At 48.3% G+C, this 23,812-nt stretch carries 22 protein-coding genes; 8 read left to right on the top strand and 14 right to left on the bottom strand.

Going from position 1 to position 23,812, the window contains the following annotated elements; translation table 11 throughout:
* The first annotated feature begins 198 nt into the window (after window positions 1–198).
* Complete coding sequence (locus C5684_RS08225) at window positions 199–681, top strand: lecithin retinol acyltransferase family protein (RefSeq protein WP_233704177.1); 483 nt, start codon at window positions 199–201, stop codon at window positions 679–681.
* A gap of 40 nt (window positions 682–721) precedes the next feature.
* Here the strand turns inward: C5684_RS08225 and C5684_RS08220 are convergent, their stop codons facing one another.
* From C5684_RS08220 to C5684_RS08180, 8 genes are all read right to left on the bottom strand, one after another.
* Window positions 722–1,597 carry a formate dehydrogenase subunit gamma gene (locus C5684_RS08220; RefSeq protein ID WP_104640002.1) on the bottom strand — a complete coding sequence of 292 codons (876 nt, stop codon included), beginning with the start codon at window positions 1,595–1,597 and terminating at the stop codon, window positions 722–724.
* A gap of 9 nt (window positions 1,598–1,606) precedes the next feature.
* Window positions 1,607–2,245, bottom strand: coding sequence for a formate dehydrogenase FDH3 subunit beta (fdh3B, locus tag C5684_RS08215; RefSeq protein ID WP_104640001.1), 639 nt, complete (start codon window positions 2,243–2,245; stop codon window positions 1,607–1,609).
* A 1-nt stretch (window position 2,246) separates the two neighbouring features.
* On the bottom strand, window positions 2,247–5,054 hold the full coding sequence (locus C5684_RS08210) for a formate dehydrogenase subunit alpha (RefSeq protein WP_233708724.1): 2,808 nt from the start codon (window positions 5,052–5,054) through the stop codon (window positions 2,247–2,249).
* 18 nt (window positions 5,055–5,072) lie between these two features.
* The gene (locus tag C5684_RS08200; protein ID WP_104637893.1) at window positions 5,073–5,282 is read right to left on the bottom strand and encodes a hypothetical protein; all 210 of its coding nucleotides are present in this window, start codon (window positions 5,280–5,282) and stop codon (window positions 5,073–5,075) included.
* Between the two features lie 9 nt (window positions 5,283–5,291).
* Window positions 5,292–5,900, bottom strand: coding sequence for a TorD/DmsD family molecular chaperone (locus tag C5684_RS08195; RefSeq protein WP_104639998.1), 609 nt, complete (start codon window positions 5,898–5,900; stop codon window positions 5,292–5,294).
* Window positions 5,897–7,309: a 4Fe-4S dicluster domain-containing protein gene (locus C5684_RS08190; RefSeq protein WP_104639997.1), complete on the bottom strand. Its 1,413-nt coding sequence runs from the start codon at window positions 7,307–7,309 to the stop codon at window positions 5,897–5,899. Before C5684_RS08190 ends, C5684_RS08195 begins: the two co-directional genes overlap by 4 nt.
* A 34-nt stretch (window positions 7,310–7,343) precedes the next feature.
* The gene (locus C5684_RS08185) at window positions 7,344–8,810 is read right to left on the bottom strand and encodes an amino acid permease (protein WP_104639996.1); all 1,467 of its coding nucleotides are present in this window, start codon (window positions 8,808–8,810) and stop codon (window positions 7,344–7,346) included.
* 136 nt (window positions 8,811–8,946) lie between these two features.
* Window positions 8,947–9,384: a CopD family copper resistance protein gene (locus tag C5684_RS08180; RefSeq protein WP_104640003.1), complete on the bottom strand. Its 438-nt coding sequence runs from the start codon at window positions 9,382–9,384 to the stop codon at window positions 8,947–8,949.
* A gap of 208 nt (window positions 9,385–9,592) precedes the next feature.
* Here C5684_RS08180 and C5684_RS09615 point away from each other — a divergent pair, with 208 nt between their 5' ends.
* Complete coding sequence (locus tag C5684_RS09615; protein WP_324761471.1) at window positions 9,593–10,594, top strand: outer membrane protein; 1,002 nt, start codon at window positions 9,593–9,595, stop codon at window positions 10,592–10,594.
* On the opposite strand, the gene sppA is transcribed toward C5684_RS09615, so the two are convergent.
* Entirely contained in the window at window positions 10,591–11,451 is an 861-nt protein-coding gene (sppA, locus tag C5684_RS08170) for a signal peptide peptidase SppA (protein ID WP_104639994.1), read from the bottom strand. The two genes, C5684_RS09615 and sppA, sit on opposite strands and share 4 nt — an antisense overlap.
* A gap of 78 nt (window positions 11,452–11,529) precedes the next feature.
* Between sppA and C5684_RS08165 the strand changes: the two genes are divergently transcribed.
* Both C5684_RS08165 and C5684_RS08160 read left to right on the top strand, forming a co-directional pair.
* Window positions 11,530–11,736 carry a hypothetical protein gene (locus C5684_RS08165; RefSeq protein WP_199764528.1) on the top strand — a complete coding sequence of 69 codons (207 nt, stop codon included), beginning with the start codon at window positions 11,530–11,532 and terminating at the stop codon, window positions 11,734–11,736.
* A gap of 1 nt (window position 11,737) precedes the next feature.
* A complete protein-coding gene (locus C5684_RS08160; RefSeq protein ID WP_104639992.1) occupies window positions 11,738–13,093 on the top strand; it encodes an MFS transporter in 1,356 nt (451 codons plus the stop codon).
* Window positions 13,094–13,115: 22 nt separating this feature from the next.
* Here C5684_RS08160 and C5684_RS08155 read toward each other — a convergent pair whose 3' ends face one another.
* Genes C5684_RS08155 through zwf form a run of 5 tightly spaced genes read right to left on the bottom strand, consistent with a single transcriptional unit; the run spans window position 13,116 to window position 18,959 of the window.
* Window positions 13,116–14,324 carry a sugar MFS transporter gene (locus tag C5684_RS08155; protein WP_104639991.1) on the bottom strand — a complete coding sequence of 403 codons (1,209 nt, stop codon included), beginning with the start codon at window positions 14,322–14,324 and terminating at the stop codon, window positions 13,116–13,118.
* On the bottom strand, window positions 14,324–15,979 hold the full coding sequence (gene pgi / locus C5684_RS08150; protein ID WP_013890737.1) for a glucose-6-phosphate isomerase: 1,656 nt from the start codon (window positions 15,977–15,979) through the stop codon (window positions 14,324–14,326). The genes C5684_RS08155 and pgi overlap by 1 nt, the downstream gene beginning before the upstream one ends.
* A 2-nt stretch (window positions 15,980–15,981) precedes the next feature.
* Window positions 15,982–16,965, bottom strand: coding sequence for a glucokinase (locus C5684_RS08145; protein WP_013890736.1), 984 nt, complete (start codon window positions 16,963–16,965; stop codon window positions 15,982–15,984).
* Entirely contained in the window at window positions 16,946–17,626 is a 681-nt protein-coding gene (pgl, locus tag C5684_RS08140; protein ID WP_013890735.1) for a 6-phosphogluconolactonase, read from the bottom strand. Before pgl ends, C5684_RS08145 begins: the two co-directional genes overlap by 20 nt.
* Window positions 17,619–18,959 carry a glucose-6-phosphate dehydrogenase gene (gene zwf / locus C5684_RS08135; RefSeq protein ID WP_104639990.1) on the bottom strand — a complete coding sequence of 447 codons (1,341 nt, stop codon included), beginning with the start codon at window positions 18,957–18,959 and terminating at the stop codon, window positions 17,619–17,621. Before zwf ends, pgl begins: the two co-directional genes overlap by 8 nt.
* 79 nt (window positions 18,960–19,038) lie before the next feature.
* On the opposite strand from zwf, the gene edd reads away from it, so the two are divergent.
* The 4 genes from edd to C5684_RS08115 all read left to right on the top strand — a co-directional run bounded on the left by edd (window position 19,039) and on the right by C5684_RS08115 (window position 23,544).
* A complete protein-coding gene (edd, locus tag C5684_RS08130) occupies window positions 19,039–20,826 on the top strand; it encodes a phosphogluconate dehydratase (protein ID WP_013890733.1) in 1,788 nt (595 codons plus the stop codon).
* A gap of 9 nt (window positions 20,827–20,835) precedes the next feature.
* Entirely contained in the window at window positions 20,836–21,468 is a 633-nt protein-coding gene (locus C5684_RS08125; protein WP_013890732.1) for a bifunctional 4-hydroxy-2-oxoglutarate aldolase/2-dehydro-3-deoxy-phosphogluconate aldolase, read from the top strand.
* A gap of 89 nt (window positions 21,469–21,557) precedes the next feature.
* Window positions 21,558–21,899, top strand: coding sequence for a DUF485 domain-containing protein (locus tag C5684_RS08120; RefSeq protein ID WP_013890731.1), 342 nt, complete (start codon window positions 21,558–21,560; stop codon window positions 21,897–21,899).
* Window positions 21,886–23,544: a cation acetate symporter gene (locus C5684_RS08115; RefSeq protein WP_104639989.1), complete on the top strand. Its 1,659-nt coding sequence runs from the start codon at window positions 21,886–21,888 to the stop codon at window positions 23,542–23,544. The genes C5684_RS08120 and C5684_RS08115 overlap by 14 nt, the downstream gene beginning before the upstream one ends.
* The last annotated feature ends 268 nt before the right edge of the window (window positions 23,545–23,812 follow it).

Raw genomic sequence — 23,812 nt, 5'->3', positions numbered from 1 at the left:
AGATTTTATATTGCTGTTTCTTGCCCCCCTCAAAGAAAAGATTAACCTAGCCCCTCTTTTAGCCGTGTGCGCTTTTATCTTACAAGAAGGAGTTTGTGGCATATCCCAAAGAACCAAAGACTGCCACAAAGATAAAGACCCACATTGTGGTCTATACCAAAAAGATGGCAAAATATTGGAGGGAGAGGTTCAAAGGCATTGCCAGAGACAATCCGCAAGCGTGTAGATATTCTATTGGACACAAAACAGAACGCCCAAAACTTTTATGAGGAATTTTTAGAAACTTTTCGGGTTCATCGGGAGGGCGATGGGGTGAGCGAGCCGGTTATAGGCAGTGTGTTATGGCACGATCTTGCCGATGCGTTTTCACACACAGGGATTTATGTCGGCGGGGGGCAAATTGTGCATTTGACCGGCAAGTTTAATGGGAGTTGCATTGAAAAATGCACTTCTCAAGGGTTTTCAGGGGGCAAGATCATTTTTGTCTCTTGTCAAGGCACAAGAGCGGTGGGCAATTTTGACATAGCCCAAAGGGCATTGTCCTTAGTGGGGCAAGCTAGGGATTACCATTTGTTTAAGAATAACTGCCATGGGTTCATCACGGAGTGCTTGGGCAAGAGTGCAGAGGACATGATCGCCCAAACCCTAAAGATGGATTGTTGGCGGGTATGGGTTCAATAGTCAAGTTTGACTTTATTTGAGCACAAATGGGTTAGAAGCCTTAGACTCCCATGCGCTCTTGGTAATATAGACTATGCAAAATTTGCACTTCCTCTAGGTCTTTATGCCCATCAATCATGGATTGCAAAGACCCCTTGATCGCAAACAAGGACATGTAAATATGCACGATGAAAAAGCCCACGAGCACCAGCCCTAAGAAATTATGCATCAGCGCGCTTAGACGCAGCAAAGAAATTTGGTAAAGCCCAAAAAGGTTAGCAATGGTGCTCAAATCCTCCGTATTGAAGTATAAAATCCCCCCGCTAGCAATCATCACCAACCCCCCCAAAGTGGCGATCCAAAACCACATCTTCTGCCCCGCATTAAACTTATACGCTGGCACGGGTTTTTTCTCTTTGGAGAAATAGCCCCCCATGATCACCAGCCATTTGATGTCAGCTAGCCTAAAGAACATGTCTTTAAGCCACATAAAGAGCATGGGCAACACCGCCACCATGAACACCACACACCCCACGCTATGGGTAACTCTACAAAAGCGCACAAACGCCCCGCCCCCAAAGAAATCCCCAAAGATCATGATCAGTCCGGTGGGCACAAGCAAAATAAAAGACACCCCGGCGATCCAGTGGATAATGCGATTAAAAAGCGTGAAAAAAGGGACTTTTTGATCGCTGTGCTTGAATTGTTTAGGTCCAATGACTAGATAGTGCATTAAAAAGCCAAAGCCCACACCTAACACCACAGCTAAAAAGAGCCATAAAAAATAATGCCCCTGCCAAAGCGTCCAAAGCTCGCCTAGCTTACCCGTATCTCTCTGCCCATAGGGTAGAATGCCTAAAATGCGCTCTTGATCGAGGGGGGTCGTTTGCGCCCTTAAGCCCGCCAAAAACCCCATAAAAAGCACAATTTTTTTCATCAGCCCCCCTTAAGGCATTGCGCCCTCGATTTGGTGCGCCGCTTTGGTTTGGTAGTCTTGAGCGTTGGCATATTTTGCCATAACACGCCGTCTATAAATGTCGGCGATACTCAGCGCATCGCCCACTAAGAGCGCATTAGTCGAGCAAGTCGCCGCACACATGGGCACTTGCCCGCTGGCGATTCGATTAACCCCGTATAATTCCATCTCTTTTTGCGAATGCGTGGGTGCAGGTCCCCCTGCACACATGGTGCATTTATCCATCACGCCGCGCACACCAAAAGCCCCATCTCTGGGGAATTGGGGCGCGCCAAAGGGGCAGGCATAGAGGCAATACCCACAGCCAATACAGGTTTCTTTATTGTGCAGCACGATCCCATCCTCACGGATATAAAAACAATCCACCGGGCAGACCTGCGCACAGGGCGCGTCCGTGCAGTGCTGGCAAGCGATCGAGATAGACTTTTCCTTGCCCTCCACCCCCTCATAAAGGGTGATGACCTTGCGCCGATTCAAGCCAACTTCTAAATCGTTGGAGTGCGAACACGCCACGCTACAAGCAAAACAGCTGATACAGCGGTTGTCATCGCAATAAAACTTCATGCGGTTGGCGTTAGGGATTTGTTTAGCAGGTTGTAAGTTTGCCATCTCAAGCCTTTTCAATGCGGCACAAGCCGGCGTTAAACTCAGGGATTTGAGTTACCGGATCAAAGCCGTAATTAGTGATCGTGTTGGAGCTCTCCCCAGTGGTGTAGGGCTTGGTGCCCTCAGGGTAGCGATGAGATAAATCCACGCCCTGCAACACCCCGGCGAAGCTATAGGGCATGCAAATGCGATCGGGAGTAACTGCGTGGCTAAAAATCGCCTTGACCTTAATCTTAGTCCCCTCAGGGGAGTGTATCCACATCATCTCGCCATCTTTGATCCCGTGGTTTAGGGCGAGATCGGGGTGGATATTACAAAACATCTCAGGCGTGATGTGGGATAGATACTTGCTGGTGCGCTCTAACATCCCCGCCCCGCTCAAATTCACCAAGCGCATGGAGGCGATCACAATGGGGAATTCTTTAGCCCACTCTTGTTTGTTTTGCTCGCTAGAATAGCGCACATCGACCCTAAAGTTATTCACTTGGTCTTTAATGGCGGGGTATTTTTGCACCAAGTCCGGGCGGGGGGAGTGCAAGGGTTCGCGGTGCAAGGGGATTTGATCGATGAAGTTCCACACAATGGCACGCGCGCGCGCATTCCCATAGACGCACACGCCCTTTTCATCGCATTTCTTTTGGATAAGCCCGCTGGTATCCACCTTCCAGTTATCCCCCATAATGGCTTTTTCATGCTCCGTGAGCTTAATGCCTAACACCTTTTCAATGTTAGCCTTGGTGATCTCAGGGTAACCCCCCTTGATCGCCGAGCCCTTGATCGTAACACTCTTATCGGCTAACAAATTCTGCCCCTTGTATTCCTCTCCAAAGCGCGCTCTAAAGCCCATGCCCCCCTGCTTGGTGGGGGTGCTGATGTCATAGAGTATGGGTGTGCCGGGGTGCTGTGGTGTCCAAGCTGGCCAAGGCAAGCCATAATATTGCCCCTTCATGGGGCCATAGCCCTCTTGGCTGATGTAGTCAAACATGTGCCAATTTTCTTGTTGGGCTTTAAGCCGTTCTGGTGTCCAGCCCCCAAGCCCTATCACCTTAACCGAGCGCGCGATCTCTCTGGTGGCATCTTCGGGCCATTGGAAAGTTTTGCGCACCTGCACCAATTCCCCGTTTTTGTCAAAATCACAGAGCAAAGCTTTGGTGTATTCCTCATAAAAGCCAAACTTCTTAGCCATTTCAAACATGAGTTCATGATCTTGCTTGGCTTCATAGAGGGGCTTGACCACTTGGGATCGCCACTGGGCGGCGCGATTGGTGGCGACCACGATCCCCTCACATTCAAACTGGGTTGCAATGGGGAGGACATAGACCCCATCGGGTTTTTCTGTGAGGATTGCCGCCTCGTTTAAAAAGGGCTCGGCAATCACCATCAAATCTAGCTTTTCCATCGCCTCTGCCATTTTGACATTGTGCGCTAGGGAGGAAACCCCATTGCCCTGCACCCAAAGCCCTTTAATGGGGGCGTTGGAGTGGGTTTTGGATTCTTGCAACACGCCCTCATGCCAAAGGGAGATACTAAAGCCCTTTTTGTGCATCCACTCGGGGGCAAAAAAGCGTTTTTGCAAACTCTCAAAGCTCACCCCCCAGCACTTGGCATAATAACGCCAACTAGCCTCACTCAGACCATAATAGCCGGGCAAATTATCTGCCAAACAGCACATGTCCGTAGAGCCTTGCACATTGTCATGCCCACGCACAATATTACAACCCCCGCCTTTTTTGCCCATATTGCCTAGCACCAGCTGCAAGATGGAGAGCATGCGCGTGTTCCCACTCCCCACGCTATGCTGGGTGATCCCCAAAGCCCACGCCAGCGTGGCGGGCTTGGCGGTGGCAAATACGCGCGTGGTTTGAATCAGCAAGCTAGCAGGCACACCCGTGATGTCCTCCACCACTTCGGGCGTGTATTTGAGGGCTTCTTTTTTGATTTCCTCAATCCCGTAAGCTTGGGTTCTAATGACCTCTTTATCCTCCCAGCCGTGTTTGAAGATCAAATGCAACATGCCATAAATAAAGGCAATATCGGTCCCTGAGCGAATCCGCACATAAATATCTGCCTTAGCCGCGCTCTTGGTAAAGACGGGATCGATCACGATTAATTTAGCATTATTGCGATCTTTGGCTTGCAAGAAATGCTTAAAGCCAATAGGATTGCTCACAGCCGTATTAAGCCCGATCATCAAGATCGCTTTAGAATGCCCGACAATGTCCCCAAAGTGGTTTGTCATCGCACCATACCCCCATGTATTCGCCACACCGGCGACTGTGGTGCTGTGTCAAATCCTTGCTACATGGTCTATGTTGTTTGTCCCATAAAAGGCGGCAAACTTGCGCCAATAATAGGCTTGCTGGGAGTTCATCTTAGCACTCCCCATAAACATCATGCTATCAGGCCCGTATTTTTCGCGCATTTTGAGCATTTTTGCGCTGATCTCATCGATGGCTTGCTCGTAACTGATGCGTTTCCACTGCCCCCCCTCTCTTTTGAGCGGGTATTTGAGGCGCATTTTGGACTTGACCAAGTCAATTTGATCCACGCCCTTACAGCAGTGGCTGCCCGCGCTGATGGGGTGATCTTGGGCGACATCTTGGCGTATCCACACCCCGTCCTTGACCTCCGCGATGATCCCACAGCCTGCCGAACAGATACTACAAATCGTTTTGACTCTTTTGACTCCCTCATTGGGGTCGATCACACTCTCTTTTTTGCTCGCTTTGGTGTTAGCAAAGGCAAGAGTTGCCCCAGCCCCAGCCCCGATTGCGCCCATTTTCAAAAAGGAACGCCGACTTAATTTTCCCATGTTACTTCCTTTCTCAAACTACCACACACTTTTATAGAAAATCTCCCAAGCGGGGGTTTTGTGATAGAGAATTTCTTTTTTATTGCTCTTGCCCACCACGACACCATTGCTAGCCCTATCTGTGTTGGGGAATTGCCTTTCTGGCATGGTGGCTAGCAAGCTCTGCCCGGCTAGAGCCCCCACGCCCAGCGTGCCCAACTTCTTTAACGCCTCTCTTCTACTCTCCATGACAACCTCCTAAACTAGGTTGAAAAACAACCTCTCGTGTTGGATAAATGCACCTAAGATTATAGCGAAGCTTTGATAACACACGCTTTTTTTATGCGTGCTGATAGCCTCCAAAAAGGCATCGCCAAAGAGGTGGAAGAAGTCTTTAAAGAGTTTTTCATGCAGGCTAAAAAAGCCCTGATCCTCTAAGAGTTGCTGTAAAAACGCGTTCATCATCAAAGTTAAAAACGCCAAATCATCCTCAGCCACAGGGCTAGTGATCGTGTGGCTCTCTATGTGTAAGCCTGATTGCTTTAAAAGCGCGATGGCTTCTAGGCGTTTCTTGCTATTGTCCTGCCCTTCTAAATAATAAGATGCGCTCATGGGGATAAAATGCTCCCCGGGGGCAAAGAGCAAGGCGTTTTGCTCCTGCTTAAAGGTTTCTAGCCCTTGTTCCAAAAAGGCATGCAACTCTTGCCAGCCTTGTGCTGTGTTGGGATCAAAGGGGAAATCTTTGAGATGTGCCACTAGAGCTTTCAATTCTTCAAAGAGTTGCGGAGTTTGGATAAAAACCACCATGTAATGCCACAGGCGGTAGTAGAGTGCGCGCGCACAGGTGAGATTGGAATCTATATTCATTTTAAAATAGAATTGATGTCTAGCATGTCTTCGAGCATGATCTTAACCTTGCAATCAGGGCAAGCATAAAGGGTGGCGATTCTGCGTGGGTCGCCTTGAAAGCGTGGCTTCATAATCGTTGCGATCTTCTCCACGCTCTTGGTTGTCCCAATGGGCTTACCACACATTTTGCACGCAAACAAGCTATCTTGTGCCATGATTTTGGGGACAAAGTATGAGGGGTTTAGGGCGATCCCATCGCGTTCCAAGTGCAGACAATCCTTTTCTGGGCAAGTCGCCTCGCAATACCCACAAGTGGTGCAAAGGCTGGGGTTAAAGAGCAAGGTATAGGCGTTGCCATCTACGCTTAGGGCATTAGTGTTGCACGCCCCCACGCAAGAGAGGCACAGCGTGCAATTAGAATTGATCTCTACATGCCCGTAACGGATAAAACTCGCAGAAGGCACGCGCCCATAATCCCCCTGCCCTATGGCGTGCTGGAGGCGTTTGGCAAACAAATCCCGCTTGGTGCGTGTGGGGGTGGTGGGGGGGGTGAAGTGGGTGGATTCTAGGCGTTGGGCGCGTTGCAAACACGCTTGCAAACTCTGCAAATCGCTAGCCAGCAAGATCGCCTCTTGTTGGTAAAGTTGGACATAAATGCCATTGAGCAGGGCAATACTCTGCAAAGTGCCCACGCCCAACTCCTGAGGAGCGTAGATCACAATCTGACTCCCGCTCTCTTGTAAGAGGGTGATCAAGGCGACCTGCTCTAAGATATTGAGATTAACACAGAGGGGCAAAATCTCTTTTTTAAGGGGGGTGCTGGGCAACTCTGCTTGGTGATCGAGCAAGAGAGGGACATAACCCCTATAGAGTTTAGCCACCTCTTGGACGCACTCCAAACTAAAACCCCCATAACTCAAGCTCCCACTAGGGCACACACTGATACACTTGCCACAATCAATGCAGGCTTGGTGGTCAATGATCAAATGGCGGTTGTCCGCACATTCCATGCCCTTATCTTGGGCGATTTGGGGGTCTAATTTAGTGATCGCTTCAGTGGGGCAGACTTCACTGCACTTGGCACAACACTCCACGCGCCGTTGGTGGTATTGGCAAATCTCTTGGTTATAGCTAAAAAATTCGCTCAACAAGCCCTCTGGCGTGGGGGTGTGCTTGGTGGTGTCAAAATCAAATTGCAGTCCATGCACCTCGTAGAGCAAAGAGAGGCTATTAGCTAAATCTAAGGGGTCTTGGTTGCTATTTTCTAGCAAAAAATTAATCTCCCTAGCCACCCTCTTAGCCCCCTGCAAGGGCACATTGCACACCACGCATTCCACATTTAAATTAGCATTCTCTAAAACTTCAATGTGATCGTGCAAGGGCACATCTAGGCGATCGGGTTGTTTGATATAGACAAACTCTAGCATGCCTTAATCTTAAAATAGGGGCTTAAATGCAAGACTAACAAGGCTTAGATTTGTCCTTCCAGCGATCCTTAGTGAGATAATAGCCCACATAGCACAAAATCCCAAACCCAATTGTCAAATAAGCCCCCTTACGCTGTTCGGGGTCAATATACGCCCCAAAAACAGCGATTAAAGACCCACTAATGCCAATCACTTGAATCAAGGGCAAAAAGGGCGCGCGGTAGGGCAATTCATCTAAGGACTTGCCCGAAGCCACAAATTGCTTTCTAAAATTGTATTGCGCCACGCTCACGCTGATCCACACGATAATCACGCTAAAGCTAATGATATTGATTAGGGCTTCCATCATCTCCTTAAGCTTGCCATTTCTGGCGTATTCATTCCCAAACATGACCAGCAAAGTAAAGCCCATGGACAAATACATCGCATAAATGGGCGTGCCCTGCTTGTTGAGTTTGGCAAAAATGGGGGGGAACATCTTTTTTTGGGTTAAACCATAAACCATGCGGCTAGAGGCATAAATCCCTGAGTTGGCTGTAGAGAGAATGGCGGTGATGATGACAAAATTCATAATGTCGGCGGCATAGGGAATCCCTATCCCAAAGAAGGGCAATGGGATTCGCTCCAAAGCCGCCACAAAGGGGCTTTTGGTGATGCTCGAATCTGTCATGGGCAAAAACACCGCAATCACAAAGACCGAACCCAAGAAGAAAAACACAATGCGCCACAAGGTCGCCTTAATGGCTTTGGGCATCACCACGCCGGGGTTTTTAGTCTCCCCCACAGCTACGCCTATGATCTCCGTGCCTGTGTAGGCAAAGATCACGCCCAAAATCGCCCCAAAGACGGCATGGATTCCTTTAGGGAAAACGCCTGCTTCCAGCCCATTTTGTGGATCGGGGGTGCTGATATAAAAATTATGCAAGACACTCCCCCAGCCATACAGATAAGCTTGGTAAAAAATCCCCACGATCCCCAAGATAATAAAAGTAAAAACTGCCAAAACCTTGATTGAGGCTAGGAGAAATTCTCCCCGGGCAAAAATACGCACCGAAAACACATTGAGCAAAAAGACCAAGAGCACACAAGCCACCACCCAATATTCAATGGGGACAACTTTTGGATCAACCCAGCGTTGCATGAGCGCACCCACCATAAAATACTCTACCGCCACGGTAACAATCCAGCCCACCCAATACATCCAAAATACCATGTAACCGGTTGCTGGCCCAATAAAACGATCGGCATAATCCCCAAAACTCCCCGTGCTAGGATACATGCTAGCCAGTTCGCCCAAAGAGAGCATGATCGAATAGACAATCACCCCGCCCACTAAATAGGCGATCAAAGTCCCTAGAGGACCGGCATTAGCGATATTGCCCCCCGTGCCCACAAATAACCCCGTCCCAATCGTCCCACCTAGGGCAATCATCAGCAATTGCCCCAAATGGATATCCCGACTCAAACCCTGTTGATCTGTTCCAACCTTTTCTTTTTTCATTTTTCTTTCCTTAATGGGTGCGTTAAAAATATATGCTGGGTGTTTAAAGCTGTTTTAACGCCTCAAAAAGGCATGCCAAATGGCAAGTTTCAAATAATGCGGGGGGAGGGTGGTGTAAATGGGGCACATGGTCAGCTTAAGCAAACCACATCCACTTAGCACAGATCACAATGCCTAGACCCAGTAGCAACGCTAAGGGGTGGATCACAGAGGCTAGGGGGTTTTTCTTGTTTAAAAACTTGCACGCTAAAGAGATAGCCACCATCGCAAAAATCGTGCATGCCAACAACACTTTGAGCATCAACACCTTTTGGAAGGGCGTTTCTAAAAATCCCTTATCGCCCCCCACATACACGCTGAGCATCATCCCACCACTGAGTAAGAGCCATAGGACGCAAAGGGGCATGATTTTAATAGCGCGCGCGGAGATGCCTTGTTGGGCTTTTTGGGCGATCTCCTCCCCATATATTTTTTGGATACTAGGGAAGATCACCACATCAAAAAAGAGATACCCGATAAAAATGATCGCACACAAAAGATGGGAGATGAGTAAATAGGGGTAGAGGGCTTGCATCGCTTCCATGTCCTTGCAAAAATTAGAATTTGGATTGTAACATGTCCGCTTGATTTTGGAGTAAATATTTTGTTATAATAAAAATATATAAATTGTAATACTTTTCTAAGGAATGATAAAAGCCATGTTGCTTCAAAAGTCTAAACAAATATTATTGTTTTGCCAAAATGCAAGAAAAGCTGGTGCAATTTGTCTCTTAGCACTCCCTTTGGGCTTGCAAGCCGAAAAGAATGCGGGTTTTATTGGGATTGGCTTAGAAGTGGGGCGGGCAGATAAAAAGCTCGTGGGGGAGAAAAACGGGCAAATTTTCCAAGTGCCCCAAGGCACGGTGGCACTAAGTGCGGCCAAACCACCGCCCAGCGCCTACGATCCCATCACGCACAAACTGATTGATACCGGGCTTAATGATTGCACCCCGGGTAATTGTAAAGCGGTATGGACCTCTGGGATGATGCCCAGTGATAATGCTAAAACCTTGCAGGGGGCAGAAAACCCGGGCAGGAATGCGCCCATGTTTGGGCTGAATGTGATTGCTGGTTACAAACAATTTTTTGGTAAAAAGCGTTGGTTTGGCTTGCGTTACTATGGCTTTTTTGATTACGGGCATAGCAATTTCTCTAATGCCACCGCCTCCAACTATACGAGTGTTTTTTTCCAAAACAATGACAAGGTAGATATGTATACCTATGGTGTGGGCACAGACATGCTCTTTAATGTGATCAACAAACCCAAAATCAGCGTGGGGCTCTTTTTGGGCGCACAATTTGCCGGCAACACTTGGACGAGCAATAAAGTCAGCCGCCTCAAACAGGGCTATCTCATCGGCATTGTGCCCGGTGAGTGTGCCTATATCCCTGATAGTGGCAATCCGTGTGAAAAAAATTATACCGGACCTGCTGTGGGCACCAATGGAGAAATTAACCCCGCTAGCATGGTGACCACTGGACCCCTAACTAGCCGTGTGAATGGCACGCATTTCCAGTTCTTGGTGAATGTGGGGATTCGGGCTAATATCATCGAACACCATGGCGTGGAATTTGGGATCAAAATCCCCACCATCCCCCTTCTTTATTATAAGGGTGTTGCGTATAAATACCTCATCCCCAATGGGAAGGGCATTTGTGATGGCCGATGCGAGGGCCATTACAGCCTTAGCCAAACCTTTAGGCGGCAATACTCCATGTATTTGCGCTATATTTATAGTTTCTAGCGTAATTGGTAGCCCAAAACTTGCACAAGGGCTTGGGTGCTAGACTTTAACACTTTATCCATTAACATTTCTAGTTTGTCTCTTTGTAACCACACGGGTTTTTTGACTGCGCTTAAATCTTGCAAAGCCGCTACCGCCTCCTCATAAGTCCCCACATGATCGATGAGCTTAAGCTCTAAAGCTTGCTTAGCACTAAAAATCTTGCCCTCGGCAAATTTGGGCGCATCTTTGGGGTTTAAATGCCTTGCCTTAGCCACATCGTCCACAAACATGCCATATTGTTCGCCTAGCAGGGCATCTAGGTATTGCTTTTCTTGAGAGGTCCAAGCGCGCGTGAAAGTCCCCACCTCTTTATAAGCCCCTTTGGACATGCCCTGTGCCTTGATCCCCAGTTTGTCCATCAAGGGGGCGATGTTCATGCCACTAAAGATCACCCCAATAGAGCCCACCAACGCCCCGCGGTTAGCATAGATTTTATTAGCCACCATGCCCGCATAATAGCTCCCACTAGCCATCACGCCCCGCACATAAGCCACTACGGGCATTTTTTTAGCCAAATGCGCCACCATGTCGCTAAGTTCCACGCTGGCACTAATGCTCCCCCCCGGGGAGTCGATGATCAAGAGCACGCCCTTAATGCTGGGGTTTTGCGTGATTTTATCAATTTGATCGGCAAAGCTCTCGCTTTCAAAGATCGGACCATAGAGGTAAAGTTTTGCCAAATTAGGTTCTTGCACCTTGTGATTGGTGTTGCCAAGCCACACAAAAGCCACTAAAGTTAAAAAAACAAAGGTTTTAAAATACTTGGTGATGAAGTCCAAACACGAAATGATCGCTCTGCCTACCCTAGAAAACATGCGCTCTCCTACAATTTTAGTTCTATTATACTAGGTTAAATGAAAGTGTGTTATAACACAAATCAAAAAGAATCCAACATGGCGTGCAAATTCTGCCCTAAAATCAAGCCGACTGATTTGTTATTTGTCCTCATTGCAGGGGTGGCTTTTTATGGGGTTTATACCTACCAAATGAAGCAAGCCCACCAAGAACAAGAACAACGCGCCAAAGCCTTTGAAAAACTCCAAAGAGATTGTGTTTTAGGGCATGACAAAAGCGCATGCCAACAAGTTTTTAAGGATTAGCATGTTAGCCAAAGTTTTGCCCTTTGTCTTGGTGTCTTCTTTGCGGTTTTTGGGGCTTTTTATTGTTTTGCCCGTGATCGCCCTTTACGCCGCACATTTCCAAGCCAACGCTTTAATGATGGGTCTGGCTGTGGGGGGGGCGTATTTGACGCAAATTCTCTTCCAAACACCCATTGGGGTTTTGAGCGATCGTTATAACCGCAAGGCGGTCGTGCTGTGGTGTTTGGCGGTGTTTGTGCTAGGCTCACTGATTTGCTTTTTAGCCCACAATATCCACACCCTAGTTTTAGGGCGTTTGATTCAGGGCATGGGGGCGATGGGGGGGGTTTTAAGCGCAATGGTGGCTGATGTAGTGGAGGAGGAAAAGCGCACAAAGGCAATGGCGTTCATGGGGGCAGGGATTTTCATGGCTTTTACGGCGGGCATGGTGATTGGCCCTAGCGTGGCAGCCAAATTTGGCGAAGAATGGCTCTTTTTGCTCACTGCCCTTTTAAGCTTGTTTGCGATGTTTTTAATGGCGTTCAAAGTCCCCAACCCGCCTAAAATTTTCTATTCTCTCAAAGAAAAGCCCAAAATGAGCGATGCGCTCAAAGACAAAGATATTTTCATCATCAACCTTTGTTCGTTCTTTGAAAAATGCTTGATGACCTTAATTTTTGTGCTCATCCCCCTAGCCATTGTGCATGATTTTAAAATGGATAAGGCGGCATTGTGGAAAATTTATAGTCTAGGCGCGCTCTTGGGGATGGTGAGCATGGCACCTGCTGCCATCATTGCTGAAAAATTCCACAAGGCTAAGGGCGTGCTGCTAAGCGGGATAGCGATGTTTTTAGTGGCTTATTTATGCTTGGCTCTAGCCGATCGGCACGCCAGTTCGCCCACCACTTGGCTTTTTATCACCGGGATTATGATCTTTTTTGCCGGCTTTGGCACGCTAGAGCCCATCATGCAATCCTTAGCCAGCAAATTATGCAAAGCCCACCAAAGAGGCTTGGTGCTGGGCTTGTTTGTAACTTATGGCTATGCGGGCTCTTTTGTGGGCGGATTGTTAGGCGGGGTGGGCTATAAGCTTTTAGGCGTGGAAAAAACCGCTTTTATTGTGGTGGGGGTGTGCGTGCTGTGGTGGGGGTTGGTGTTGTTTTTGAACAACCCTAGCCAGCAAAAAAATGTCTATTTTCCCTTAGATGCCTTTGAGCGGGAGAAATTCCAAGCCCTAGAGGGCATGGTCGGGGGCATTTTAGAATGGTATGTCAATGAAACGCAAAATGTGATCATTGTCAAATACGATGCCTCACAAACCAGCGAGGAACAGATCATCCAAGCCTCCGTGGCTTTTAGAAAGCCCCCCACCAGCTAACAACCTTTAGCCCGCTGGTTGCCTAGATATGCCGGATGCGTTTGTAACCTTGTAGGGCGAAGAACAAGATGTAGAAGTAACCTAGCATGGGCACGATGTAAGAGAGGATCAGCCCGACATGATCGGCCATGAGACCTTGCAAAGGGGGGAGCAGGGCACCGCCCACAATCGCCATGCAGATGATCCCAGAGGCTTGGGAGGTGAATTTGCCTAGCCCTTTGGTGGCTAGAGAAAAGATCGTGGGGAACATGATCGAGTTGAAAAGCCCGATAGCAATTAAGAAAAAGATAGTGATCTTATCATCTAAGATGATCCCCACAAAGAGCAAGATCACATTGATAATGGCATTGAAAGCCAAGCATTTATTGGGCGCAATCTTTTGCATGATCGCACTCCCAATAAAACGCCCCACCATCGCCCCGCCCCAATAGTAGGCGATGTATTGTGCCCCCGTTTTTTCCGGGATTTGGGCAACTTCAAGCATGGTCAAGACCAAAAACGACCCAATGGAGACCTCCGCCCCGACATAAAAGAAGATCGCCAAAGCCCCTAGCACAAAGTGGGGATACTCCAGGGCACTTTTTTTGCCATCGTGGTTGTGTTCGCTCACTTCTTGGGCTTGTTCGCGCACATCAGGCAAACGCAACCAATAAACCACAACGGCTAAGACAACCAACGCCCCGGCGATCATCAAGTAAGGACCTTGCACGGACTGGGCTTCTTTGACTTTATCCACAACCTCTGTTGTGTTAGAAATAATGAGCATGGAGCCAAAATAAGGGCCTACAAAAGTGCCTAGAGAATTGAAAGCCTGCACTAAAGTTAAGGTCCTCTCCTCCTTGCCCGGAGCCAAGAGGGTTACAAAGGGGTTGCCCGCTGCTTGGAGCAAGACCACCCCGCTAGCCAAAATAAAAAGCGCGCCTAAAAAGATGGCATAGGAAGCCATCGAAGCGGCCGGGTAAAACAAAAGACAGCCTATGGCGGTGAGCACAAAGCCTAACACCACCCCGATTGGATAGCCGATTTTTTCTAAAAGCTTGCCAAAAAACCCCCCCGTGATGAAATAAGCCCCAAAAAAACAAAGTTGCACAAGAGAGGCTTTAAAGTGGGAGAGTTCAAAAATTTTTTTAAGATGCGGAATCAGAATATCGTTTAGGACGGTGATAAAGCCCATAGCAAAAAATAAAGCCGTTAGGGCTGCTAGAGCAAAATTATTACTTTTGGTTTGCATTAGACTCCTTGATTAAAAGTTTTATAGAGCGTGATTAAATGCTGAGTCGAGCTATCTTCATGGGTGTTAGGGGCTTGCTTGCCATGTAACTGGGCTAAAATATCCTTAGCGAGCTCCTTGCCTAGCTCCACGCCCCATTGATCAAAGCTGTTAATATCCCAAATCACTCCTTGCACGAAAATTTTATGTTCGTAAAGGGCGATCAAAGCCCCGATGCTCTTAGGCGTGATCGCATCTAATAAGATCACATTGCTGGGGCGGTTGCCTGAGAAGACACGGTGAGAAGCCAACTTGCGCGCCTTTTGCTCCTCTATACCCATTTGTAATAATTGTTCGTAGGCTTGGTTGTAATCCCGCCCCTTCATAAAGGCTTGGGCTTGGGCAAAAAGATTGCTGAGTAATATCTCGTGGTGCCCAGACAAATGCCCCTCCTTACTCAAAGAGGCGATAAAATCAATGGGGGTTAAATGCGTGCCTTGGTGGAGGAGTTGGAAAAAGGCATGCTGGGAGTTGATCCCCAAATCACCCCAAATAATGGGACCGGTGTCATAATCCACCACTTCCCCTTCTAAAGTGGTGCGTTTGCCATTGCTCTCCATGTCCAGTTGTTGGATAAAGCGCGGGAAATAGCGTAAATATTGATCGTAGGGAGCAATGAGGTGGCTCCCCGCATCAAAGAAATTGACATACCACACGCCTAACAAAGCCAAAATCACGGGCATGTTATGCGTAAAGGGGGCTTCTTTAAAATGCTGATCCATCTCAAATGCCCCTTGCAACAAGCTCCTAAAATTCTGCTTGCCTAGATAGATCATAATAGAGAGCCCAATAGCCGACCACAAACTATAACGCCCCCCCACCCAGTTCCAAAAAGAAAACATGTTATGCGTGTCAATCCCAAAATCTTTAACGGCTTGCTTGTTGGTCGAAACCGCCACAAAGTGTTTGGCAATATGGGCTTCATCTAGGGCGTGGGCTAAAAACCATTGCCGCGCGCTTAAGGCATTGGTGAGAGTTTCTTGGGTGGAAAAAGTCTTAGAGGCGACAATAAAAAGGGTGGTCTCGGGATGGACCTTATCTAAAACCCCTTGAATCTGTGTCCCATCCACATTGGAAACAAAATACATATTTAGGCGTGGGCTAGCATAGCGTTTTAATGCCTTACACACCATCAAAGCCCCCAAATCCGACCCCCCGATTCCAATATTCACCACATCGGTGATCACTTGGTTAGTGTAGCCCAACCACTCCCCGCAACGCAGCGCATCGCTAAAACTCTCCATGCGCGCTAGCACCTCACGCACGGCAGGCATGACATCCTGACCCTCTACCATGATGGACTCTTCGCCCTGATAGCGCAAAGCAGTGTGTAAAACCGCACGCTCCTCTGTGGTGTTGATCTTTTCGCCCCCAAACATGGCATTGATCTTGGCAGATAACTGGCATTCCTTAGCTAAATCTTGCAATAATTGCAAGGTTTCATCATTGATGCGGTTTTTGGAATAATCTAAAGAGATGGGTCCTGCTTGTAAAAAATAACGCATGGCGCGCTCAGGGTCTTCTTTAAACATATCGCGCATGTGGGTGTTTTGAATCGCCTTAAAATGTTCTTGCAAGCGTTTGAAGGCATTTAATTTAGTTAGGTGTTCTCTCATGCTCACTCTTTGTTGAGGTGGTTTTCTAAGGCAATGGCAACCCCGGCTAGACCGGGATATTTAGCCAAGACAACATAAACTGGAATGGCTGCCAAGTAGGCATCAAAACGCCCTTTATTTTCAAAACGCACCCTAAAGGGCGAAGTTTTAAAATAATCAATAAATCTAGGGATGATCCCCCCGCATAAATACACCCCCCCACGCGCCCCCAAAACCAACGCCATGTTAGAAGACACCGTGCCCAAGATCGTGCAAAAAATATCTAGGGTCAGGCGGCATAGGGGCGATTTTCCGCTTAAGGCTTGTTCGCTGATGATCTCAGGGGTCATTTTAGCAGTCTTGATCCCCTCGCGTTCAGCCAAAGCCGCATGGATGAGCACCAATCCCGCCCCGCTTAAAAGTCTTTCAGCGGACACATGCCCGTATTTTTTCTTGGCGTATTTCCAAATGGCGATTTCAGTATCATCAAAGGGCGCAAAACTCACATGCCCGCCCTCCCCGGATAGGGCAATGTAATGCCCATTGTGGCAGGGAATGAGCGCGCTCACCCCTAGCCCCGTGCCCGGACCAATGACTAACTTAGGTGCATGGAGCGCGCAGGCTGTCCCCCCCACTTGCAACAATTCATCATCGTTTAATTGTGCGATCGCATAAGCTTGGGCGGCAAAATCATTGATGAATAAAAGCGTATCAAACCCCAAAGCTTGGCGGGTGGTTTCAATTGAAAAAGCCCAATGGTGGTTAGTCATCTGCACCCAATCCCCAATGACGGGGTTAGCAATGGCACAGGCAGCCAGTTTGACAGATGGATTACCCACTTTGTTTAAATAACACTTGATCGCATCCACCACGCTATGGTGATCGTGGCAAGCTAGGACCTCAACTGAATTAATCTCTCCGGGGGCTCTTTCTAGTCCAAAGCGCGCGTTCGTCCCGCCAATATCAGCTAATAAGCGGGGGTAAGTATTAGGGGGTGTAGAAGACATGGCAGAGCACCTTTTTAGAATGTAAGATCAGAGAAATGGGGAGTTTGGGGTTTAACTCTTTAGCCGCCTCTTCAAAGATAGCGCGTTTTTGCGTGCCAGAAATCAGTAACCAAAGCTCTTGGCAACTCTCTAGGGCGTGCAAACTCAAACTAATGCGCGCGTGGGGTGCATTTTGCGGGGTGGTGAGCACGAGGGGGTCTGTTGTGCTAATGGCGTGCTCAAACTCGGGCGCATCGGGGAAAAGCGAGGCGGTGTGCCCATCTAAGCCCATGCCCAGCACCGCCAAATGGGGTTGTTTGTAGTGATCTAGGGCTTGTTGCAAAACCACCTCATAGGGGAGGCTAGCCTGCGTGAAAAAGGGCATGAAGGGGACATCAATCCCCCATTTAAAAGAAACTGGATCGATCAAATGCTCTTGGATCAAGCGCGCGTTGCTGTCCTCATGGTGGAAGGGGACAATGCGATCATCAACTAAGCTTAATGTATAGCGATTCCACACATGCAACCCGGCTAAAACCTCCAAAAACGGAATCGGGCTCTTGCCCCCTGAAAAGGCTAGATGGACCTTAGAGGGGTTGGCTTGCTCTAAGCCCTCTAAGAATTGGCAAGCTTGAGCCCTAAAACCCTCCAAAGATGACCCTAGATCAAAAAAATCAAACATGGTCATCCTTTAGCGTGTGCCAGCTACGCCCCTCAGATTCTAAAAGCTCAAAAGCCACTTGAGGGCCAAAGCTCCCAGCTGGGTAGGTGAATAAGGGCACTTGGTTTTGCTCCCATGCCTTTAAGATGGGATCAACCCACGCCCAAGCCGCCTCTAACTCATCTTGGTGGCTAAAGAGGGCTGGATTGCCCCGCACCGCCTCCAAAATGAGTTTTTCATAAGCATCCATACCTTGATTTAAGCGGGTTTGTAAGGGGGGCACGCCCTTTAAGTTTAGCTCTAGGGTGTATTGGGGCTGTAAGTTTAAGATCAACGCCCCACCCCCTTTGAAAACCAACACAATTTGCACTAAGGAAGTGCCCATGCGTTTGCCGGTCCGCAAATAAAAAGGCACGCCCGCCCACATAGGCGATTGCACTTCTAGTTTTAGGGCAACAAAGGTTTCTGTTTGGCTCTGAGTGGGGATATTGGGCTCTTGGGTGTAAGCTTTGAGCGTGCCATTAGAGGCGTATTGGGCGCGCACAACTTGTTTAACAAGGGCTTGGAAATCTAGGGGCTTGAGGCTTTTAAGCACGCTTAGTTTAGCATCTCTAAGTGCTTGGGCACTAGGGTTTTTAAGGGTGGGCATGGCTATGAGGCTCAACATTTGGAGCATGTGGTTTTGGAGCATGTCGCGTAAAGCCCCCGTGGGGTCATAAAAGCCCCCCCGATTTTCTACCCCCAAAGTCTCTAACACGCTAATTTGGACATGATCAACATGGTCTTTGTTCCACAGAGCACTAAGAATTGGGTTTTTAGCCCTAAGTTCTAAGAGATTTTGCACGCTCTGCTTGCCCAAATAGTGATCGATGCGATAAATTTGATCCTCTTGGTAATATTGGGAGATTTGGGCATAAATGTCCTTACAAGATTGCAAATCCGCCCCCAAAGGCTTTTCTAGCACAATCTTAACCCCGGGAGCATTCAAGCTCACTTGTGCCAAGTGTGCGCATGCCAGCGCAAAAAACTCTGGAGCGATGGAAAAGTAGATTAAGGTATTGGGGTGGTTGTGTTGGAGTTGTTTAAAATCATCGGCTTGGGTGAGATTGATGGAAAGATAGTGGATATTTTGACAAAAGAGTCCCCAGCTTTGTGGGTCTAGGTTGGGGATATATTCTTGGGCTTTTTTGGTTAAATTGTCTTGGAAGGTTTCATTATCTAGCTTGCTCCTAGCCACCGCACTAATAATCGGGGCTAACAACTTGCTTTGATAAGCTAGATAAAGGGCGGGGAAAATCTTACGCATGGCTAGATCGCCTGTTGCGCCTAGTAAAATGATGTGGCATTCTAACATGCGACTCCTTAGCACTATGGTTTTATAATGAAAAAGATAGCATAATTATAGCTGTAATTCGATCATTATAAGGATAACCATGCCTAAAAAAACCCTAGAGGATATTACAAAAAGTATCATTGAAAGGAGTAAGCCTGCACGGGAGGCGTATTTGGAACGCATCGCCCAATATAGCGGCAAAATCGCCCGTAAAGATTTGGGCTGTGCCAATCTTGCCCACACTTATGCCAGTCTGCCCGAGCATTTAAAAGATACCATTAAAGACACCAACAAGCCTAATTTTGCCATCATCTCCGCTTACAATGACATGCTCTCTGCCCACCAGCCCTTTAAGACCTACCCAGATATTCTCAAAGAAACTTTATCCAAACATGGGGCGATCGCCCAGTTTGCCGGGGGGGTGCCTGCCATGTGTGATGGGATCACACAAGGTTATGCGGGCATGGAATTAAGCCTATTTTCGCGTGATGTGATTGCGATGGGCACGGCGGTTGCGCTCTCGCATAATGTCTTTGATGGGGCGTTTTATTTGGGCGTGTGCGATAAAATCGTGCCCGGGTTGTTGATGGGTGCGTTGAGTTTTGGGCATCTGCCCGCTATTTTTGTCCCCTCAGGCCCAATGACTAGCGGAATCTCCAATGCCCAAAAGTCCAAGACCCGCGAACTTTTTGCGCAAGGCAAAATCTCCCGCCAAGATTTGCTAGAAAGTGAGATGCAATCTTACCATTCTGTGGGGACTTGCACCTTTTATGGAACGGCCAATTCTAACCAAATGATGGTCGAACTGATGGGTCTGCACCTGCCCAACTCCGCCTTTATTAACCCCAACACGCCCTTAAGAGAGGCTTTGATCCAACAAGCCGCAACCCACATGGCACAACACACCCCCAAGCCCATTGGGCAGATGATTGGTGCCAAAAATATTGTCAATGCGATGGTGGGCTTGATGGCAACGGGGGGATCGACCAACCACACGATCCACTTAATTGCCATCGCCAAAATGGCGGGCATTATCCTCAACTGGGATGATTTTGATGCGATCTCGAGTGCCACCCCACTTTTAAGCAAGATTTACCCCAATGGAAAAGCCGATGTCAATCAATTTGAAGCGGCTGGGGGGCTAGCCTTTGTGGTGCGTGAATTGCTTGAGGCGGGGCTGTTGCATGAGGATTGTGAAACAATTATGGGGGTGGGTCTAAAACCCTACACCCAAAGCCCCTTTTTAATTGGGGGCAAACTCACCTACCAAGAGGGCACAAAGCAGAGCCTCAACACAGAGATCGTGCGGGGTGTTAAAGAACCCTTTAGCCCCGATGGGGGCTTGAAAGTTTTAAAGGGCAATATTGGGCGTGCGGTGATCAAAATCTCTGCCATTAGCCCTGAGCATTACAAAATCCAAGCCCCCGCTTTGGTTTTTAAATCCCAACAAGATTTGATCGATCGCTTCAACAACCAAGAATTGCAACGCGATTTTATTGCGGTGTTGCCCTATCAGGGCCCTAGAGCCAATGGCATGCCCGAGTTACACAAACTCACACCCATTTTAGGCACGCTCCAAGATCAAGGCTTTAAGGTGGCTTTGATCACCGATGGGCGTATGAGCGGGGCATCTGGGAAAGTCCCAGCCGCTATCCATGTGAGCCCTGAAGCCCTTTTAGGGGGGCATATCGCCCAGATTCAAGAGGGCGATCTGTTGCTTTTAGATGCCAAAGAAGGTATCTTAGAGGTGCTTGAGCCCAAAGAGTGGCAAAATAGAGAGGGTGAGCCCTTTGAGCGTGCTAGCGTGGGGAGCGGGCGCGAGCTTTTTGCCGGTTTTAGGAATTTAGCCACCAGTGCAGAAACTGGGGCAACCAGTTTTGGAAATTAAGGAGAAACCATGAATAGCCACCAAGTTTTAAGCACAAGCCCCATTGTCCCGGTGATGGTCATCGAACATGCCAAAGATGCCGTGCCCCTAGCGCGCGCCCTAGTGGCTGGGGGGATTAAGATTTTAGAGATCACCTTACGCACTAAGCAAGCTTTAGAATCGATTCGCTTGATCGCCAAAGAAGTCCCGGAAGCCTTAGTGGGAGCGGGCACGATTTTAAATGCCAAGCAACTAGAGGAGACACAAAAGGTGGGGGCGCGTTTTGCCATTAGCCCGGGTTTAACCCCCCTCTTAGCCAAAGAAGCCAAACAATTTGAACTGCCCTTGATTCCAGGTGTAGCCGGGGCTAGCGAGCTGATGTTGGCTTTAGAATATGGTTTTACGCATTTAAAATTTTTCCCCGCCCAAGCTGCTGGTGGGGTGGGGATGCTAAAGTCTCTGAGCGGGCCTTTTGAGGGGGTGTATTTTTGCCCCACTGGGGGCATTAGCCTAGAGAACATGCACAGCTACCTAGCCCTTAAAAATGTGCTCTGCGTAGGTGGATCGTGGCTAGCCCCTAAGGATTTAGTCGCCAATGGCAAATGGGAAAATATTACTCAGATTGCACAAGAGAGTTTAGGAATGCTACAAAAAAACACATAGTAAGCAGAGTTTTGGGTATTTTTGAAAGAGACTAGAGGGCACTTAACCCATAATGTGCCAAACTAGGGAAAACAAATGAAGGAGTTTTGATGTCCGATCTGTCTTTTTCACGCCAAGCAATCCAATCGTTTAAACATTTTGTTTCTTTTCGTAACAAGGTGGCGTTATGGCTTTCCGTTGTTGTGCTCGTTTCTTATTATAGTTTCGTGTTGAGTATCGGGCTCTTCCCCGAGGTCTTGGGATATCGCTTAGGTCCTAGTGCCATCACGCTAGGCATCCTCATAGGCATTTTTTTAATCATGCTCTGCATTGCGCTCACCGGGGTTTATACCTTCATCGCCAACACGCATTTTGACAAGCAACAAGAGATGATTCTGCGTGATTTGGAGCAAAGCGGTGCGTTAGAGGAGTGCAAACATGGCAAAGTTTAAACTCTATCCCATTTTGTGGTTGACTGGTATGCAAGTGGCACTGGGGGCGGGGTTTGAGAGCACAGGGGGTGCTAAGAGTGCGTTTAACCCCACTGCTGTGGGCATGTTCTTAGTTTTTGTGCTCAGCACGCTTTGCATCACCTACTATTCTAGCAAGAAAAGCCAAAGTGCTAGCGGGTTTTACACCGCTGGGGGCAATATCACCGGCTTGCAAAATGGAATCGCCATTGCCGGGGATTACATGAGTGCGGCAAGCTTTTTGGGCATCACTGCCCTCGTTTTCACCAATGGCTTTGATGGCCTCATCTATTCCGTGGGCTTTTTGGTGGGCTGGCCTATCATCTTGTTTTTAATTGCCGAAAAGTTCCGCAATTTGGGCAAATTCACCTTTGCAGACATCACGGCTTACCGCTTGGATGCCAAACCTATCCGTGTGATCTCAGCGATCTCGGCTCTGAGCGTGGTGGTCTTTTATTTGATCGCCCAAATGGTGGGTGCGGGGCAGTTGATCCAACTGCTCTTTGGTCTGCCCTACTGGCTGGCGGTGGTGCTGGTGGGCGTGCTGATGATTTGTTATGTCGCCTTTGGGGGCATGCACGCCACAACATGGGTGCAAATCATCAAGGCGATTTTGCTCTTATTGGGGGCTTCGTTCATGGCGGTGATGATCTTATACTTGACCAAATTTGACTTAAGCCACTATTTTGGGCAAGCCATCAAACACCACCCTAAAGGGGAGGCGATCATGTCCCCGGGCACTTTTTTACCCAACCCCATCGCCGCCATCTCTCTAGGTCTGGCCTTGATGTTTGGCACGGCAGGTTTGCCCCATATTCTTATGCGTTTTTTCACGGTCAAAGATGCTAAAGAGGCGCGCAAATCGGTTTTTTATGCCACCGGTTTCATTGGGTATTTTTACATCCTCACCTTCATTATCGGGTTTGGGGCGATTGCCTTGCTCTACGCCCAAAGCGAATTTGTCAATCCTGATGGCACTTACAATGGGCTTAAAAACATGGTGGCGATCAATTTAGCCGGCGTGGTGGGGGGCGATGTTTTCTTGGGCTTCATCTCAGCGGTTGCCTTTGCCACTATTTTAGCGGTGGTCTCAGGGCTAGCCATCTCAGGAGCGGGCGCAATTAGCCATGATCTCTTTGTCAATGTCTATAAAAATGGCTTATGCGATCCCAAACTAGAGATGAAGGTAACTAAAGGTGCGACTTTATTTTTAGGGTTGCTAGCCATTGTCTTGGGGTTGGTGTTTGAAAACCAAAATGTCGCCTTCATGGTGGGGCTGGCCTTTGGGATTGCCGCTAGCGTGAATTTCCCCATCTTGCTTTTGAGCATTTATTGGAAGGATCTCACAACTAGGGGCGCATTTTGGGGCGGGTTAATTGGCTGGCTAGTGGTGATCACGATGGTTTTACTCAGCCCCAGCATTTGGGTGAAGAGTTTTGGGCATGCCCAAGCCATTTTCCCCTACGATCACCCCGCCCTTTTTTCCATGCCCTTAACCTTTATTCTCATCATTTTGATTTCTAAGATGGACAAGAGTCCCAGAGCCCAAGTCGATCGGGCAGGCTTTAAGGCACAAGATTTCCGCGCCCAAAGTGGCGTGGGGAGCGCACAAGCCTTAGCACACTAGGGGGGCTTGGGGGGAACAACGCCCTTACCCCATAGTCTTTTAGCAAGCATGCCTTTTTAATCCCGCTTGTGGGGGCACTTGTTGCTCCATTCGAATAAAACAATGCCATAGTGGGTGGGTTGTAAGGTTTTGCCCATAGGAGTGCTCGTTGTTTCCCAGCCGATCCAATGCCTAAAATTTGTTCAAAGTGGCTAGAAAATTTAAAAAACCTAAAGGGACAGGGCGTGGTTGTTTTTCGCTTGCATCGGCGATCACAAGCACATCACGG

This window comes from Helicobacter bizzozeronii, assembly GCF_900196775.1.
Taxonomy (GTDB): Bacteria; Campylobacterota; Campylobacteria; order Campylobacterales; family Helicobacteraceae; genus Helicobacter; species Helicobacter bizzozeronii.
Note: the sequence above shows the minus strand (reverse complement) of the source record. Positions and strands in the feature narration are given on the sequence as shown.

Coding starts and splice junctions, on each gene's coding strand:
- edd (WP_013890733.1), top strand. CDS start 19,039: ATGCCTAAAAAAACCCTAGAGGATATTACAAAAAGTATCATTGAAAGG.
- C5684_RS08155 (WP_104639991.1), bottom strand. CDS start 14,324: ATGCAAACCAAAAGTAATAATTTTGCTCTAGCAGCCCTAACGGCTTTA.
- pgi (WP_013890737.1), bottom strand. CDS start 15,979: ATGAGAGAACACCTAACTAAATTAAATGCCTTCAAACGCTTGCAAGAA.
- C5684_RS08195 (WP_104639998.1), bottom strand. CDS start 5,900: ATGAATATAGATTCCAATCTCACCTGTGCGCGCGCACTCTACTACCGC.
- C5684_RS08160 (WP_104639992.1), top strand. CDS start 11,738: ATGTTAGCCAAAGTTTTGCCCTTTGTCTTGGTGTCTTCTTTGCGGTTT.
- sppA (WP_104639994.1), bottom strand. CDS start 11,451: ATGTTTTCTAGGGTAGGCAGAGCGATCATTTCGTGTTTGGACTTCATC.
- C5684_RS08120 (WP_013890731.1), top strand. CDS start 21,558: ATGTCCGATCTGTCTTTTTCACGCCAAGCAATCCAATCGTTTAAACAT.
- pgl (WP_013890735.1), bottom strand. CDS start 17,626: ATGTTTGATTTTTTTGATCTAGGGTCATCTTTGGAGGGTTTTAGGGCT.
- C5684_RS08145 (WP_013890736.1), bottom strand. CDS start 16,965: ATGTCTTCTACACCCCCTAATACTTACCCCCGCTTATTAGCTGATATT.
- C5684_RS08220 (WP_104640002.1), bottom strand. CDS start 1,597: ATGAAAAAAATTGTGCTTTTTATGGGGTTTTTGGCGGGCTTAAGGGCG.
- C5684_RS08115 (WP_104639989.1), top strand. CDS start 21,886: ATGGCAAAGTTTAAACTCTATCCCATTTTGTGGTTGACTGGTATGCAA.
- C5684_RS08125 (WP_013890732.1), top strand. CDS start 20,836: ATGAATAGCCACCAAGTTTTAAGCACAAGCCCCATTGTCCCGGTGATG.
- C5684_RS08190 (WP_104639997.1), bottom strand. CDS start 7,309: ATGCTAGAGTTTGTCTATATCAAACAACCCGATCGCCTAGATGTGCCC.
- zwf (WP_104639990.1), bottom strand. CDS start 18,959: ATGTTAGAATGCCACATCATTTTACTAGGCGCAACAGGCGATCTAGCC.
- C5684_RS08200 (WP_104637893.1), bottom strand. CDS start 5,282: ATGGAGAGTAGAAGAGAGGCGTTAAAGAAGTTGGGCACGCTGGGCGTG.
- C5684_RS08165 (WP_199764528.1), top strand. CDS start 11,530: ATGGCGTGCAAATTCTGCCCTAAAATCAAGCCGACTGATTTGTTATTT.
- C5684_RS08185 (WP_104639996.1), bottom strand. CDS start 8,810: ATGAAAAAAGAAAAGGTTGGAACAGATCAACAGGGTTTGAGTCGGGAT.
- C5684_RS08180 (WP_104640003.1), bottom strand. CDS start 9,384: ATGCAAGCCCTCTACCCCTATTTACTCATCTCCCATCTTTTGTGTGCG.
- fdh3B (WP_104640001.1), bottom strand. CDS start 2,245: ATGGCAAACTTACAACCTGCTAAACAAATCCCTAACGCCAACCGCATG.